An 18,693-nucleotide genomic window follows, 5' to 3' on the forward strand; every position below is an offset into this window, starting at 1 on the left:
GTATTTAGAAGTTACATATTTTACTATTTTTATTAATAAAACATATTTATAATTCGCGGATTGTTAGAATAGAGAATTTTTAAAATAGTACAGTTTTAAAAATTTTTAATTAAAAAAACGCAATAAATATCATTGTGACGTTATTGAGAATAAGGATGTAGAAACAAACCCCATATTATTAAGCCAACACACATTTTAACCACAAACAACGAACTAAAAATTTATGAAGGAGAATAACTAAAAATGAAATTAGAAAATTTAAAAATTTATTTCACATTAGCTGACATTGAATGAGAGGTATCAACACTACATAGCACAGCACGCTTAACAAACTTAATTACTAAGGAAATCTGATATATGCCCTTATTTTCTGAAAACGTGTCTTTATTCCGTCTAGCCCGTTTTATTAAAACTAAAATATTAAATGAGTAATTATAAACCTTTAAAAGAGTTAAGCACCAAAGAAAAAGGGCAGATTTTAAAACAGATTACCGACGGACGCTTTAAAACCACCCGGAAAACCAAACTAACACGTAATGAACAGATTAATAAGGCCTTTAACAAAACTTTTAACCAAAAAAACTATGCCGACCATATGACTATTCTTGAAAACAACCAATCACTAGGGAAAAACTTTAAAATTGATAATACTGTATATAAAAGTTATAAATTTTCCCCATCGGGGCAGTTATCAATTGAAGTTATGAAATCTGGACGAACGATAAAACTAAAACAAAAAATTGTTCGCGATAAATTAAATAGTAACTTTTATAACAAACATTTCAACCGTAGTGCTGATTTGAATTATGTTATCGGAAAACTAAACCACGGTTATGCTACTTTGTTTGACCCTGACGGTTATCATTACGATTTTAACAGTGTTTTATCCGCATCAAGTGCTTATCACGGGGACGGGCGCAGTAAATCATCGCCCCCAATTACTAACGAAACCGAGTTTGAGGCCACTTTTGGGGAAATTTTAAATAGCCTTGAAAAAGCTAAAAAAGTAATTACCGCACAGGAGGCCAAAGAAATCCGCCGTTTATTTCAACCCTTAATTAAAGCATCCGCTATGCAACAGCAAATAAATTCTTTAAAACATCTAGGACAATGAAAAGAGGCTGATAAATTAACGATGGAATTAATAGATTTTGCCCGCCATACGGGAAAATGATTGCGTTATTCTTATAACAAACCCCTAAGAGGCTATTTATCTAATAAAACAAAAATTTTAATGCGGGTGTTAGGATTGCCACGAAAGTAATAAGTAATGGATAAAGCAATACAACAATATTTTTCGGATATTAAAAACGACAAATTTTTTGATTTAAACAAAGTTTTAAGTATTCCCTTAGACGTTAAAATTTATGTTATTAATGGTGGAAAAAATATCGGTAAGACCTACCAAATCGAAAATCATACCAAAAGTCTTGATTCGGAAGTTTAATTAATTACATTAAATTTATTATTTATGAATGTTAGCTTATGAAAATAACCATCAAATAAGAAATGATGGTTATTTTTTAAAAAGATTGAATTAAAATAGAATAAAAATATAAAATACAATGATATTTTTTATTGTAAAAGTACAAATATTATTTTGAATAATTGCACTTTCTAAGGTATAAATTTTTTTAATTTTAATTGTTAGAATAGTTTTTAGATTGTAAAAAATATAGTCTGAAATTACAACAATTTAAAACATAAAGAATTTAGTTGTTAGTTGCTACGTTACTTTTGAATTAATTTGTTTTGTTATGTGTTTTGCACGTTGGAGTAATTAAAAAAATAATTGTTTAGTAGCAAGTATATAATTAATTAGTGAATTAGTATAAAAATTTGATTACTTTAATTACGTTATAGGGAGGTGATTATATGAATAAAAAACAAAAACGTATTCTTGGTCTTGTTTTCGGATCTTTTGCCATTGCTGCGATTACCATCCCAGTAGCTGCAAGTTGTTCGAAAAAAGATAAATACCAAGAAGAATTTAACAAGTTACTTAGTGAATACAAAAAACTGATTCCAGATGCTAGTATTGCAAATATCACTCTTCAACCAATAGAAATTGCATTTAAGGAAGCAAAAACAGACGAAGCAAAATCAGCTGTGATTGAATCACTTAAAACTATTATTAATGCAACTAAGTTAATGCAACTAAGTTAATGCATGTATAATACATTTGATTAAGCTGAATAAATTATTTAAATATTAAAAAGATAGACTCGAAAGTCTATCTTTTTAATACGAGTTTATCTTTTTAATATTTAAAAGAATTAAGAACAAAATTTAATTTAGCAAATTAACTAATAAATAATCAGATGTTTTTTGGAAAGAACAAATTGAGATAAAAGTTAATCATCTTATTAAATATATTTATATGCTCGAAAAAACAACTTCTAATAGTTTATATTTGTCTTTTAATGCTTTTAGACCTTTTGCATACAGCTTTTGTAGATAAAGAAAGTGTATAATTAGGCGTTAAAAACATTAAAATTAACCGCTTAATTATTATTTATTTATAATTAACCATTATATTGTATATATCTTTTAACTTTAAAAGGATTGATAATTATGAAGAAAAATAATTATTTAAAAATTGTAGGTATTAGTTTAAGTTTTAGTTTAGGTGTTTTGCTAGCACCACTGATTGTTGCATGCAAGCCAAATGATATTAAGTCTAATAATAAGCAGGAAGCAGAAGGGTTGAAAAAATTAGATATTAAAATCCAGACAATTAATATTAAAAATTTAAGTTCACATAGCGCAGTGGTTATTTTAAAAATAGTTAATCCTAATTCTATAGCATTAAATAAATTTGAATTGCAAATATCAAAAAATATTAAGGCAGTTGGTCGCTATGATAGTGGCAGCAAGGAAATAATTTTTGAAATAACTGGTTTGGAATCTGGGACAAAATATAATCTATTGGATTTAATTATTAATGATTTTAAGATTGAGCTAAAACCTTATAGTTGATACTTTGAAACGTTGGCAAATAATAAAGATTTGGCTTTGATTCAACCTAATTCAGATCCATCATTAGCGAAGAAAAATAAATACAAATTGGTTGATCTTAATGCTGCAACCACAGCAACTACTGCTGATATTGTTTTTTCATTTGCAAAAAAATTGGATGGTTTAGAACCATTAATCTTGGAGATTATTAATACAAGTGATAAAAAAGTTATAACAAGTAGTATCAGAGCTAAAAATAATGTAGAACAAATTTTTAGTTTTTCGAACCTTGTGCCTAACACAAATTATAAAATTTTGTCCTTAAAAATTCATAATGAAGCTATACCATTCGAGTCTTTTGCAGATTTTATTTTTGTTACAAAAGTTCTGGAAAATTCTGACAATAAGAACAACTATGAGGATTCTAAAAAAGAAGAAGAACCAATTAACCACGATGAGACAAATAATTTAGATTCCAACGAATCTAATTTAGATGACCACAAAACATCTGAACCAATAAATTCTAATGATTCAACAAATGAAAATTTAGTAAATAATCAAAACACTCAAGAGTCTAAAACTAATTTAAACCCTACAAATAATGTATTGGATCCAAGCGCTAAAACTAATGAGTCTATGGATGATAATGATTCTTTAGACCAAGAAACAACAACAGATTCAAATGTGCCAAATAACACCAATGTTTCAAACAACCAAGATAATAATTCGTCTTCTTCACCGAAACAAGATGATGTAAAAGATAAAGATTCATACGAAATTAATAATTTAAGTTTTATTGAGATTACAACTAGTAGTGCTGTTCTTGTTTTAGATACTAATGCACATTTTAGTAACAATTACATTAACCTTACTTTTAAAATTAACGACCAGGATGAAACAGTAAATTTAACAACGAATATATCAAATAATAAGTTAAATTTAACAAACCTCACACCCAATACTAATTATAATTTAGTTGCCTTGCGCATTGGGACACAAGAATTTAATTTAACTAACAGTCCATTTGTCACAAATTTTACTACTTTGCAAGACACAAATGATAGCTCTGATTCATCTGTTGAGCAAGAGAAAAAAGAATCAGAAACAGACCAAGAGTCTGATGACCAACAAACTGAATCTGTTGGGCCATCAAGCAACTCTATGATTGATGATTTTGTGATTAGTTCTATTATCTATTCTAATATTACAAATAACGCCGCTGAAATAGTTGTTAATTTTGATAAACATCAACTTCAAGACACGACAAAAAATCGTTTCAGTTTATGATTAAATGATCAACGGTTTGAAAGTGTTTATCTTCCTAAAAGTAGCCAATTAATTTTTAGAGTTAATGGTTTAGATAAAAATACAGATTACAAAATTAAGAAAATTAGTTTAAATGACCAGATTATTAATCTAAACACCAATAATTTAAGTTTTAAAACAACGAATATTTTAACTAATAACATCCAAAAAGTTTATTATGAAAACATAACTGCTAATTCGGCTGTAGTTTATGTACAATTACAACAACCAATTGATGTGGAAACCAATCTTAATTTATACTTTCACAAGTTGGGAAGTGATCAAAAACATGCATTAAGTAGTTATGAGCGTTTGAATGGTTCACAGTATAAATTCACATTAACAAACCTATTACCTAATAGTCAGTATGAACTTGATAGTATTTATAGTCCCCAGATAACTACGTTTACTAATGATGTAACAAAAACGTTTACAACATCTTCTGCATTATCAACTAACAACCAACATGTTGATTTAACTGATATGGGTAGTTTTAGTGTATATGATGAAAATGTATTAAAATATCATCAAACTTCTCCATTTGTAATCTCCAGTGTAAACGCATATCGTTTTAGTGATCAAACAAAGTATGTTTTACGTTTGGTAAAACCAACTAAAATTAAAGGGTTAATTACTTTAGAACAGAACAATAAAATTTACTACAGTCAATATGATGGCAATAGTCCTGCCATTATCATCACAACTAAAGAAATAGATACAAACAACATTAATGTCAAGTTTAATAATCAAACAATTAGTTTACCAAATGTAATTCCAATTAACACACAAATTACAGATGAGGCCATTTTAACTAGCTATACTCCTAGCACACAAAACCATAACATAACTGTTTATCTAAATAACCTAGTTGATAATGGTATATATCTTTTAACATTAAAACCAGATATTAATGTTGATGATGGTGATTTAACGCTTGTTGCAACAGCCCAAAACAATCGGCTAGTGTTTGATTATGCTGATTATCTAAATCCTGCATACGAACGCTATGTTATTAGTAATTTAGAAGCTTTAAGTACTAAACAAAACATTCGTGTTTCAGAAGATCAATTTATTAATTTAAACCAAAGTAATAATTACCCCAATATTACTAAAATTAAAATTGAAAAAGATGCAAATTCAAATACATTTTATGGGGCCATTAATTTTGATTGAAAAATTGATCAAGCACCACTATTTGTTAATAAATATCTCCGTCTAACTTTTGTTGATAAGCAACAACTACAAACTCCACCTGACCAATTCTATGACATTCAATATCATGGTTTTCATTCAGGTGGTTATGGTTATTTACCACGTGATAGACAACCAGCCAATATCAAATATGTATATTTAAGATTTGATGAATTCAAAAACTTTAGTTTTGCCCATCTAGTTGAACAAACACCATATGTTTTACATAAGGTTGAGCTTGTTAATAAATATAATTTACAACCTGTGCATAATTTTATTTTAAATAACAATATGTTTATTAGTTCAAATGAATACACTGCACAGACTAATAATGATTACGAAGTTAATACTTTTGTTTTTGGAACCGATTTCGCATCAAGACAAAATAAAACAGACCCTGCAGTTACTTCTTATGATGATTTATTAACTTATGATAGAAACCATAATTTAAAGACGCCAATTAATTTTAATTATCAAAATTATTTAAATTTGAATCGTTATTATTTATATGCAACGCAAAAATTTAATCAAGTTTACTACTATATTGAAAAAAATGCACCCAAAAAACGAACAGTCAATGAAATTAATTTTGATAACGGTAAACAAGTTCATTGGGGAGTGATTGTTGAAAATTATGAGCAACGTAAATGACACGAGAGCGATGACCGTAAAATATTAACAATTACTAAAAACCTAAACAACTTTACAAATTTACAGAGCCAAGATGATGTGTTGATGAATTTAAATTTCTTCGCAAGTGTCAAACCCTTAAATTTAGATGAATGAAGTTTAAACCATTTTTCATATGCCTTAAGTTTTTCATATGACCAATTAAATAAAGCTGCAAATAAGACACTGGATAATGTCCCTATTAAATTGGTCCAAAACTGAGAAAACTTGTACAAAAGTATTAACCATAAAGTCGAGGGAAATCCCCAATATTCTTTAACATTGGATGACCATAAATTAGAAGAAATAATTAATGATCGTATTCGAGCAAAAGTGGTTTTAAAAAACAACCAAATTACAATTAGTTTAATAGCTAAAAAAGGGGTTATGAATAAGGATTTATACATTCATAACTTAACCCAAACCTTATCGACGTTTGTTGATAAGGCTAATACTTATTTTTCTGTAATGTCAATTCCGAAAAACAACCAAGATCTGATTTATGAAAACCAAGATATTTTAGATCCTAATATTCGGCGTTTTGATGGTTATATGTATACATTAAAAAACCATTTTGAAGTTTTGGATAATTATAATAAACCAAACAAACCTAAGGGGATGGAATTTATAGTTTCTGATTGAAGAACAATCAATGATCCAGTTAATAAGATTTATGATGATGTACTTTTGCGTTCTGTTGGATTAAATTACGGAAGTGGTTGGCTAGTAAGTAAAGTTAAACCTAATGATCCAACGGACAACCATTATTATTTTGCAACTAATCAGCACGTGCCAGTATATTATGGTGAGTCTTTTTCAGCGCCTAAACCACACACATCACAAACTGATACAGCATATTATCGAGTACCATTTGGTTACTGAAATTTAGGTGCTGATATGGTATGAAAACCATGATTGAGTAAAAAAATGGATGGTACTGATATGTCTTCCGGGCGTTTTTACAATGGTTATGAAGAGGACATTTCGTTCCTACAATATTTAGGACAGACCGATTTACGAATTTTTGATGTTGATGTGACTCCGATTTTAAACTATTATCATGAACACAAAAACACTGCAACGGATGATGATTCAATTTTCAAAGCTGCTGAACATATTTATCAATGAATAAATGCTAATCCAAACACTAAGTTTTCTCAGCAAGGACGTTACATAAGACCACATACTTTCACAACATTCTACCTTTCATCTTTCCCCGGAGCTTTAACAACTAATGCAAAACGTAATATTCAAATGCGTCATAACTTTGTTGGAGATTTCCTAGTAGCTAATTTTGGTGATTTTGGGATAACAGAATCATATGGGTTTTACAACGTTTTTCCTGGATCAAAATCTGATGCTTGAAACCAATTACAGGGAGGAAGTTCGGGAACAGGGGTTTATGACGCGAATGGTGACTTTATTGCAATTCATGCAGGGCGAGATGCGGGTCAAAGCGCATCTTATATCTTAGCGACCCAACGAATTAATTTTGTGGGAGAACTTAATGATTATAATGACAAATCATTTGCATATTACATCCAGCGCCGGCACCGACTATACCCAGATAAATACCCTATGTTAAATGTTTTTTATATTTTTGAGAAACCATTTAATAAATAATAATTTCTTTGTGAATACTAAATTTTTAAAAAATACATTCTTGAAATTAACTTTTTAAGGATGTATTTTTTATTATTTTAATCTAGATTTCCTATTCATAATATGAATAATGTGTTCCGTTTTTTAGAATTTGTAAATATTAATTACTAAAAAAGATGCTATTTAAAATATTTTGTTCCAAAAATTTTCAATTTTTATAACAAAAGAACAGAAAAACGTGTCTTTTTTTTTTTTTTTTGCATTTCCCTTAAAATCAATATGTTATATCCATATTTTGCAATTTTAAAATATAAAATTGATAAACAAAATTGTGTTATTAACTAAGAATATAAATTTAAATGAAAGGTTAATAAAAATCAATAAAAAACGTATTTTGACCATTGCACTCAGCGGATTAGGTTTAGGTCTTGTTATTGTGCCAATCGCTGTGTCTTGTTCAAAGAAAAAAGAACAAAGTGAAGTTGAACGTTTGGTTAATGAAGGAAAAACTTTAATTAATAAAAATCCAGCTTTGGATCCAAATGGAGCAGTTATAGCATCTCTTGAAACTATTGAAAAAAATTATTCTTCAGCATCTAAGGAAGAAAAAGAAATGTTAATGAACCAACTACGCACACTGATCACTCAATTAAAAACTCCCCAAACTTCTTTAACACCAACAGTTAATGTGAATGAAACGCCAAGAGTTAATACGAACGAACCAAACACACCAAATAATACACAGCCATCAAATGAACCAGATTCATCAAACAATTTAAAATCACAAAATGAATCTCAAGAATTAGAAAATGAAAAATCAGTAAAAAAGGATTTTGAACAGTTGATCGAATCAGCTAAAAGTTTGATTTCACAATATCCAGCTGCTCGTAAATTCGAAAAAATTATTAAAGGTATAAAACTTGCTTATAAATTTACTCCCGCAACTAAGAAAAAAGAACTTATTGAAAAACTTAAGGGAGTTGTAGAAAAAATAAAAAGTTCATTATCAAAAAAAGAAAACAAAACAACGACTGAATAGTTTTATTGTTTTAAAACAAAATTAAATATTGCGAATTAGGATATATAAAATCAAATTGTAATTGGTTTTAATGACAACTAGGACGCTATTGCATTTTATAGTGTGTAGATTTTATTGTATGTGTTAGTTAAAAACAAAAGTTTAATAAATATAGTAAACACATTATTATCTAAAAAAGAAAGGTTTTTTAAATTAATATGAAATCAAATTTTTATAATCAGCCACAAGACGTATCTGTATCAAGATTAGTAAATTTACGTACGATTGGTTTGTGACATTTAATACTTTTACCAATGTTTATTTTAGGTATTATTTTATTTGCTACTAGTTTTTTAACAAAAGATCTAGTTTCAACAGTTTCAATGTTAGGAGCAGGTGGTTTCTTTATCGGAATGTATGTTGTTGCAAGTTTAATTCTTAAAATTATGTATATTGTTAAATTACATTCATTAAAATTGGAAGAATTTAAAATCTGATGAATTTTACTACTAGTTGGCTTATTGGTCTCACCACTCTTGTATTTTGTCGCATGAATCAAAACATTAAATAGTTTAAAAAAAATGATTGACGAACAATAGTACTTTTTTCGCTAATAAAGTAACAAAGAAGTGTATTTAAAAAGTAAAAAATATTAATAATATAGTTAAAAGGATATGTGACAACATATCTTTTTTTATTTTCTTAAGAATAAATTAAAGTAAGAGGAAAAATATTTTTTAGATTAACAATTAAACTTTACTTTAATATAATTTCTCTCAACTGTATATTCTTAAAATAATCATTAAGAAAAAACCGCTATAGGAAGTTTCACATTTAACTAAAAAATGTTTTCACAATCTTTGTGTACAATTAATTTTTTTTGCGAATGTTTACAATTTTTTTCTAAACTATTAATCTAGTGAAAATTAGAAAACTTTATTAACAGATATTAAATTAATATTATTTTTTGTTTTTAAAAACGGATTTTTTCTTATCTAATATTTTATAGTTTGTAGATGTTTATATTTTATTTTTAAAAAATTAAAAATAAATGTAGATAAAAAATAAGGTAAGAACCAAGAACCCCCAGGCCAAAAAAATAAAAATTAGCACTCTTAGCTAATAAGTGCTAAAATTTAAGTATTATTATTGGAGGTTATGATAATGGAATTTAAACAAAAAAATAATGATATTAGTCAATATACACGTAATATTAACGAGGAAATTAAAAATAATAAAATCGATCCAATTATTGGTCGAGATGATGAAATTCGTCGAACAATCGAAGTTCTAAGTCGTAAAACCAAATCTAATCCTGTATTAATTGGGGAACCAGGGGTTGGAAAAACGGCAGTGGTTGAAGGACTAGCTTACCGGATTGTGCACAAAGACGTACCTACAAATCTCTATGATAAAACTATTCTAGAGTTAAATTTAACTTCTTTAATAGCGGGAGCGAGTTATCAAGGGGCATTTGAGGAACGATTACAAGCAATTATTAATGAAGTAAAAAAAGCAAATGGTAATATTATTTTATTTATTGATGAAATTCATCAATTGGTGGGTTTAGGCAAAACTCAGGGAGCTATGGATGCTGCTAACATTTTAAAACCAATGATGGCACGGGGAGAAATTAAGGTTATTGGTGCAACAACTTTTAATGAATACCGTCAATATATTCAAAAAGATGCTGCATTAGAACGACGGTTAACACCAATTACAATTAATGAGCCAACAAGCATTGAAGCTCTTACAATTATGCGGGGATTAAAACCACGTTGAGAAGCGTTTCATGGGATTAAGATTCATGATAGCGCATTAGTTGCAGCTGTTAATTTGTCACAGCGATATATTACTGACCGCTACCTTCCTGACAAGGCGATTGACTTAATTGATGAAGCGGCTGCTAAAATTAAGACACAAATTAATTCTTCGCCTGTTGAACTTGATCAATTAACCCGTGAACTTCAATATTTGCAAACAGAAAAAGCGGCTTTAGAAAATGAAAACGATGTTAAATCAACACAACGATTAGAAGAGATTAAAGAACAAATTAATAAAAAACAAACCGCTTATGATAATTTATCAAAGCAGTATGAATCAGAAAAAGAACAAATTAATAATTTAAAATTATTAAAACAAAAAATTGACGATACTAATCATGAGATTGAACGATTACAATTTGATGGTAAATATGAAAAGGCAAGTAAATTATTATACTATGATTTGCCAGCTTACCAAAAACAAGTTGAACAACAAGAAGCATTAATTGAAAACAAAAAAGAGAATAAACTAATTGTCGACGCATTAACTGACAAAGAAATTGCAGATGTTATTGCCACAGCAACTAAAATTCCAGTACAAAATTTATTAGATGACGATAAACAAAAGATTTTACATTTATTTGATAATTTAAAAAAACAAGTAATGGGTCAAGATGAGGCCGTACACGCAGTAGCTAATGCTGTTATGCGCGCACGTGCTGGGATTGCAAATCCAAACCAACCATTAGGATCGTTTTTATTCTTAGGACCAACAGGTGTTGGAAAAACAGAATTAGCGAAAGCATTGTCCTTTAGTTTATTTGACACCAATAAAGCCTTAATCCAGTTTAATATGTCTGAATTTATGGAAAAACACACCGTTGCAAAATTAATTGGTGCACCTGCGGGTTATGTGGGATATGAGGATGCTGGTTTATTAACTAAAACTGTAAAACAAAAACCATATAGCGTCGTTTTGTTTGACGAAATCGAAAAAGCACACCCTGATGTCTTAAATACCTTATTGCAGATTCTTGAGGAAGGGACAATTAAGGATGCACATAATAACGATATTAACTTTAAAAACACTATCATTATTATGACAAGTAACATCGGTAGTCAAGAGATTTTAAATAAAAACAAAACTAAAGCATTGTTGTTATTACAACAAACTTTAAAACCTGAAATTTTAAATAGAATCAATGATATTATTGTTTTTAATCCACTAGAACATGATGTCTTAATTGATATTATTAAGAAAATGTTTAAGGATTTACAAGCAAGATTAAAAGATAATGATTATTTAATTAATTTTGATCAAATTGATTATGATGCCATTTTAAAAGCAGCATACAACCAAAGTTTTGGAGCACGACCGTTCAAACGTTGAATTATCAACCATATTGAAAACCAGATTGCTCGTTTTATAATGACGGATCAAATTAAAAAGAATACGGATTATATTTTAAAATATAATCACGAGGAAGATCGTTTACAAATTATTTTATAAAAATATATTAACTACGGATAGATTAATACACCATATAAATCTAGTTTAATAATATATTTCTTGCATTTATTAAGTAAATGTATTATACTTATATGGTGTATTAATATGGTGGTTATGGTGAAGTTGGTTAACACGCCTGACTGTGACTCAGGTACTTCGCGGGTTCGAGTCCCGTTAATCACCCCATTTAAATTAAACTTTATTAATACTTTTTGTGTTAGTAAAAGTCTGTAGAAAAAAGAAGTATAGTGAGCGCTATACTTCTTTTTTTGTAGTTTATAAAAGGAAATTAACACGTATTCTGAAATATATAAAAACCTTTTTAACCAATTTAAAATTTTTAAAACAAATAACTAAATTAGCAAATTATAAATAAATGTGATAATATAAAAATATTCATTATTCTGGGTTATTTTTACAAAAAACTATGTTTTATAGTTTTTTTAATTGTTATTATAACAAGATTTAATTAAGAAAGGTTATTAAGGAATTTATAAACATTTATGGACAAGCTTTATATATATATATATATCAATGAACAAATGAACAAGGGAGATCAACAACTGGTTGATCGGTTTAATAAAAACAATTTAACATATGAAGAACATTTAGATAAAATTATTGAATCTGATTATTTAGATAATAAATATTGACAAACATTATTAGCTATCAAAGATAAATATAAACGATATGATCAATTTTTTGCAGATATTATTAGTATTACTGACAGCATTTATCTTTTAAACAATGATTTACGATCTTCAAAAGACCGTAGTAATGCTGTTATTTTTTGTTTATTTATAAATCAAAACAGAAAAGTTTTTAAGGACCAAGATAACTTAATGTTGACTTTTAAAACATCTTTTAATGATCAACCATTTTTAAAATTTGAACGCATTGATATTTTAAGAAAAATTAATCCAAAAAATTTTCAGTCATTTGTTAATATTTATGAAAACTACAATTTGCAATTTGAAATCAAAACAAATAATAAAAAAGAAGAAAACATTGGTAATTCTTGAATCCTTAAAACACTCTTAAAAGAAGTATATAACCGCTCAAATCTATCATTAATGCGTTCGTTTGATAGAAGAAACAAAGGCACAGTGCGAATCGCAAACACATTTGATTTTTTAAGTAAGTATATTTCCGTTGAATGGAAAAAGTTTAATAAAAACGAAAAACAGCTAGAAAGAGATATTTTTCCGCATGTTCTTTTATTGAAAGATCCAAAAAATACTGTTGTAGAATACAATGACGATAATGCTAAACACAAATTTATTTTTCGCATCGTAAACAAGAAAATTAGTAGTGATTTTGTTGATATTGTAAGCAGTAAAGAAAAAGAGTTTTATTTTTATGATGAAGAAGATGTTGATAAGAATGACAAAATTACAAACATTAATTTCAATCCATATGATTATAGTCAAAAACTAGAAAACTTGGTAAAAAACATCGAAGATAAAAATAAAAATTTGAAGGAAAATTACGAATATTTTAAAGAAAAACAGAAAGAAAACAAAGAAGAAATCGATTCTTGCGAAAATAATTTAAACAAACTCGAAAATAATTTAAACAAACTCAAAGAAGAAAAAGAGTTATTATCATCCGAAGTTCAATATTTAAAAAAAGAAATTTATACAAAAAATAATAATATTGATGAATTAAAAAAACAAGTAAAAGACAACTGAAATAGAGTAAAAAAATTAAAAAAACAAAAAGACGCTCAATTAGTAATTGTTCAAAAAACAAATGAAATTGATAGATTAGAAAAAGAAATTAAACGAATTCAAGAAAATAAAAATAATTATGATAAAAGTCTAAAAGAAAATGATAAAAAAATCAGTGAAATAAATAAACAAATTAAAACTCTGGAAGAAAAGAAATCTAAATTAAATAATGAATCTAAGAATTTAGAAAATCAAATCAATGCCAATAAAACAGAGATTCAAAAAAATGATGAATTAATTAAAAAAGCAAATAAAAATATTGAGCTAACTAATGAACAAGAAATTAAATTTTATACATTTAATTTAAAAACAAAGGATATATCAAAAGTCAGATTAGATGATTTTTATCATTTAGACATTTCACAACCCGAAAGTTTATTAGATGGTTTTGTCTTTTTAACAGACCCTAGTGAATTAAAAAATAATAGTTATAGTTTATTTATTCTATGCAATAAAAACTATGGAACATTTGAAAAAAATCGTCGTTTATATTTGGCACTAAAGAACCTTATAAATGGTGTATTTAAAAACCCATTGTTGCCTAAATCAATTGAAGCGCCAGATAGTTTTTTTATTACTAAAGAAGAGTTAGACCAATTAAAAATAAATACTGGTCCCATTAATTTAAATGAGAAGCAAGTTGATGCGGTAAAAAAAGCAATTTTAGCACCGTGTATTTCTTATTTACAAGGTCCGCCTGGGACTGGTAAAACCCAAAGTATTTCTGCTTTAATTTATCACATTATTAAAAATGACCAAAAAAATGTACTACTAATGTCTTCTACAAATGAAGCAATTCTTAATGTTTTTGACCGGATTAAGGATTTAACTGCAGACGATCCGAATTTTATAATGTATAAAACGATTAGAAAAAATAAAACTGATGATCTAAATGATCCAAATATTTTCGATTTGAAACACAGTTTTAATAATTTTATGTCTGCGATTATTAAATACAACTTAAATATCAAAGATGAGAAAAATAAGTTTTTAGATGATTTACCAACATTAAAAAATCTGTCATTTAATGAAAATATTAATGTTTGAAGACAGATCATTGATTTAGTTGATATTATTTTTGGATTGAAAGACGAGTTATTAAAGACTAACAATGATGAAGAGTTGAAAATAATAAACAAATATCAAAATAAGTTAATAAAACCAGATCAATTTGAAAAACTAATTAAACACTTCCAAATTGATGGAGAAAATGACATAGATTATAATCGTATTATTGATGATTATAATAATTTTTATGATCATTGAAATAAGGAAAAAATTAATAATGCAAAGAGATATTTAAATTATTTAAATGATTTTAAAAAAACCAATATTTGAACACAATACCAGAAATTACTGGATTTAAAATTAAATGTCAAGGATTTGTATAAAATTAATGATTATAATAATAATCAACCAATAAGAGATAAGTTATATTTGATTGAAGGGGATTTATCCAAAAATACTGGCAATGAGTATAACGAACAAATTAGCAAATATTTTAGCAAATATATTTATGACAATGAATTGGTTAATTTAATCGGATTAACAACCACCGCTAAGCAAACTATTAGTTCTCCAACTGATGAGAAAGAAAAAAGTTTATTTCTTGAATACCCAATTTATATGTCTATTGTCGATGAGGTTTCAAAAAGTACAACTGCTGAAATTATTAACTGTTGTATGATGTCAGAAAAAACCTTGTTAGCAGGAGATTATAAACAACTGCCACCGGTCACAGATTTTGAAAATGGTTCAATTAATGAAGATCAAATTGAAAACGAAAGCATTCATAATCTTCAAAAATCCTTCCCTGTTCCTTGAAATATATGAAATCGTTTAATAAAAGAAGAACAAGAAAAATTAGAAAAAAATAAAAATTATAAAATTACGAAAACAGAAGATGGATTTAAAGACTTAATAAATGAACTAAAGTATCCATTTTTTAAATTCAATGTTTTAAAACTCAAAAGCAATAATAGCAATAATTCAGGAATGAACTTTTATAGTTTTTTAAATGAGCAACATCGTTTTAACGAAGACATTCAAAGTGTGGTAAATATCGTATATGATGATGATGAAAAATTAAAAACAGAGAGTAAACAAGTAAGTAAATACGTAATGAATTACTTAAGACCTTCATATAGTTATAAAGAATCATTTATTTTTGTAGATACATCTTATTTATCAAAATCATTTATTAATTTTTTAAAAAATAAAAATAGACTACCAACAGGTTTATATAATCAGTTGAAAGAGAATGATTTTAGAGCATTTGATCAAAATATACCACTAATTGATAACGAAAACAAAGACAGTGGCGCACGCTTTAATGAGTACAATGGTTATATTATTAATGAAATTATTAAAAATCTGATTAATAATAACATTGAAAATGATGTTTTTGATTTTGATCAAATCGGAGTTATTTCTATGACTCGCCCTCAAAACAAGGTTATTAAATATTTTTTAAATGATATTTACCATAATAAGGAATACAAATCTCGAATTAAAAACCATGTAAGAGTAGATACAGTAGATAACTTCCAAGGTCGAGAAAAACAAATTATTATTGTTGATTTAGTACGAGCACAAGGGGAATATAAAAAAGAAAACCAATTAATTTACCATAATAAGCGCAATTACTCTTTTTATAAGAGCACTGAACGAATCAATGTCGCAGTATCGCGAGCAAAAGATTTGTTGATTATTGTTGGCGCTTTTAATGATTTAAAGGATTTACAATTCCGACTTTCTAAATGAAATAGTGACCAAAACAAAATTGATGATTCAGAAACTATCGCAATTATAAATGAATATAGAAAAAAAGCCCGCGAAAAAGATACGTATATAAATATTAAAGAACTCGATGATCCAAAGAAAGGTGGTAACTAATTTATGGAACAAAAAATTATATTTAAATTATATAAACCAACGTTAAAAATACCTTTTAAAGCTTATTTTCGCAAACAAATTCCTGCTAATTCTTTAGACCGTTTTATTATTATTCTACTTTTATATGATCCAAACGTTTTTAAATATTATGATTTAAAGATAGTTGATTACATTAAAACGGTTACTAACATTCAAAATGAAAAACTGTTAGATTTTTACTTAGAGAGGATGCACTCATTAATTAAAACTGGTATCATTCGTTCTGTTCCTCCTAATATATCATTTGAAGACCTTAAAAAATTATATGTTTCACAATTGTTTTCGCAAGAAAATTGAATTCACAAAAAAATCAAGAAAGAATATGATAATAATAACTTTATTTCTCTTGATACTAAAGACCAAAAAAAATCGTATTTATACATAAGAGATTTATTAAGCAACAGTGAATCAATTGAAAATATTAAATATAACAATGATTCAACGTTATTTAGCGGTTTTAATTATGAATATTATCAATACAAAAACAAAAGTATTTTAGACAATAAATATGATGATCAAATCACGAATACCATATCTGAAGAGTTAAATGAAAAGGCAGGATGAAACGAAATTTATGTTAGTTATCAACTACCAGATGGTAAAGAAAAAACTGACAATATGGTTGAAAAAGATGTAGTATGGGAAGAAATAGATTTTGATTTTTATTTAAACAATAATGAAATATCAATTAAAGACAAAAAAATCGAAGCATTTTTATCATCAGTAATTGAATTAGAATTATCATCAGATGAACCAAAAGTTTTAAGTATAGATATCCAAAAATTAATTTACGATATCTTAAAAATCGATAACACTTATTTGGAGCAGTACACAAAAAAAGAAATTTTAAATCCAACACATTTTGATTTTATTTTTCATACAAAAATGAAAAATAAAGAATACAATGATTTTGAAAAATCTTTAGAAATGATGTTTCAAATTCCTATTGTTAATGATGAAAATGATTTTTTTAAAGAAGTATTTTTATCAGATTTTAAGATTAAGTTTTATAATCAACAAATTGATGTTGTAGGTTTTAATTATGTTCAGTATGATTTTGTGAGCTTGATTAAACACAGAAGTAATTTTTTACAATTAAACACACATAAACAAACGAACATAAAACTTGTAAATTTAGTAATAGAGTATTATTCATATTTTGTAAAGCATACTGATTTTGGAAAGTGATTGGGCCTAAATGTCGACCAAATTAAAACTCTAGAATTTACTAATTTAGATGAAATATTAGCCAATATTACGATTAAGCAAAATGATAATTTGGTTTTAAAATTATTAAAGAAAACAACCATTTTAAATAAAAAGACAGTTTTTGATAATCAAAAAAAATTAATAGATTTTTTAAAGAAATATAAATTTAATGACTACGATAAATTAATTCAAGAAATTGAATTTTTGTTTACAAAAGAACACTTATTATTTTATGAACAACACAACAAAATAAAACACATTGAAAAATTTTATAATCAGTTAGATAATTTGTTGAATGATAAAAACCATCTAAATAGTTTTTCAGAAATCAATGAACAAGATAACAAAAAATATGAAAAAATAATTGATGAATATGATGAATGAATTAAAAAATTTCCACAAGAAATTCTTCCGATTTCAACAGAACAAATTGATCAATTTGATTTATTTAAGCAAACAATTATGCATCTTAAAAACATATTAATTAATGGTACTTTAAATACAAAATTAGGTAAGATGACTGATTTACGAAAATTAATCGAAAGAGAAAGTGGTTTTTCAACGAATAACCCAAAAAACACACCACTACAAAAATATTTAACTGACACATTTGAAGAAGATGATAATTTGAAATTTTTATTGGATAATATTAAAAAATTACTAAATCCTTCTGCACACGAATTAACTGATGAATTAAAGAAAAAAATTAATCGTTTCTCTTTTGGAGATATTAATGAATTAGAAGAAAATATTAAAAACAAAATTAAACAACTTGTTAAAAAGTCAATAAAGGTAAAGAAATAA

The 18,693-nt window shown here is 26.7% G+C and carries 10 protein-coding genes and 1 tRNA gene; all 11 read left to right on the forward strand.

The annotated features are described in order from the left end of the window. Positions 1-243: 243 nt before the first annotated feature. The 11 genes from OF377_RS01380 (at position 244) to OF377_RS01430 (ending at position 18,693) form a co-directional block, all read left to right on the forward strand. The gene (locus OF377_RS01380) at positions 244-432 is read left to right on the forward strand and encodes a hypothetical protein (protein WP_263836117.1); all 189 of its coding nucleotides are present in this window, start codon (positions 244-246) and stop codon (positions 430-432) included. Further along, positions 425-1,264: a hypothetical protein gene (locus OF377_RS01385; protein WP_263836118.1), complete on the forward strand. Its 840-nt coding sequence runs from the start codon at positions 425-427 to the stop codon at positions 1,262-1,264. Before OF377_RS01380 ends, OF377_RS01385 begins: the two co-directional genes overlap by 8 nt. 6 nt (positions 1,265-1,270) lie before the next feature. Beyond that, entirely contained in the window at positions 1,271-1,447 is a 177-nt protein-coding gene (locus OF377_RS01390; protein WP_263836119.1) for a hypothetical protein, read from the forward strand. A gap of 428 nt (positions 1,448-1,875) precedes the next feature. Then, a complete protein-coding gene (locus OF377_RS01395; protein ID WP_263836120.1) occupies positions 1,876-2,166 on the forward strand; it encodes a Vmc-like lipoprotein signal peptide domain-containing protein in 291 nt (96 codons plus the stop codon). Positions 2,167-2,574: 408 nt separating this feature from the next. Then, entirely contained in the window at positions 2,575-7,746 is a 5,172-nt protein-coding gene (locus tag OF377_RS01400; protein WP_263836121.1) for a hypothetical protein, read from the forward strand. 373 nt (positions 7,747-8,119) lie between these two features. Next, positions 8,120-8,764 carry a hypothetical protein gene (locus OF377_RS01405; RefSeq protein WP_263836122.1) on the forward strand — a complete coding sequence of 215 codons (645 nt, stop codon included), beginning with the start codon at positions 8,120-8,122 and terminating at the stop codon, positions 8,762-8,764. A 197-nt stretch (positions 8,765-8,961) separates the two neighbouring features. After that, the gene (locus tag OF377_RS01410; RefSeq protein ID WP_263836123.1) at positions 8,962-9,342 is read left to right on the forward strand and encodes a hypothetical protein; all 381 of its coding nucleotides are present in this window, start codon (positions 8,962-8,964) and stop codon (positions 9,340-9,342) included. Positions 9,343-9,907: 565 nt separating this feature from the next. Then, entirely contained in the window at positions 9,908-12,016 is a 2,109-nt protein-coding gene (locus tag OF377_RS01415) for an ATP-dependent Clp protease ATP-binding subunit (protein WP_263836124.1), read from the forward strand. 108 nt (positions 12,017-12,124) lie between these two features. After that, positions 12,125-12,202 (forward strand) — tRNA-His (locus OF377_RS01420). A 317-nt stretch (positions 12,203-12,519) separates the two neighbouring features. After that, entirely contained in the window at positions 12,520-16,641 is a 4,122-nt protein-coding gene (locus tag OF377_RS01425) for an AAA domain-containing protein (RefSeq protein ID WP_263836125.1), read from the forward strand. Between the two features lie 3 nt (positions 16,642-16,644). After that, positions 16,645-18,693 (forward strand): hypothetical protein, encoded by a 2,049-nt coding sequence (locus OF377_RS01430; RefSeq protein ID WP_263836126.1) that lies wholly within the window; start codon positions 16,645-16,647, stop codon positions 18,691-18,693.

It is taken from the genome of Ureaplasma sp. ES3154-GEN, from assembly GCF_025780075.1.
In the GTDB taxonomy this organism is placed as follows: Bacteria; Bacillota_I; Bacilli_A; order Mycoplasmatales; family Mycoplasmoidaceae; genus Ureaplasma.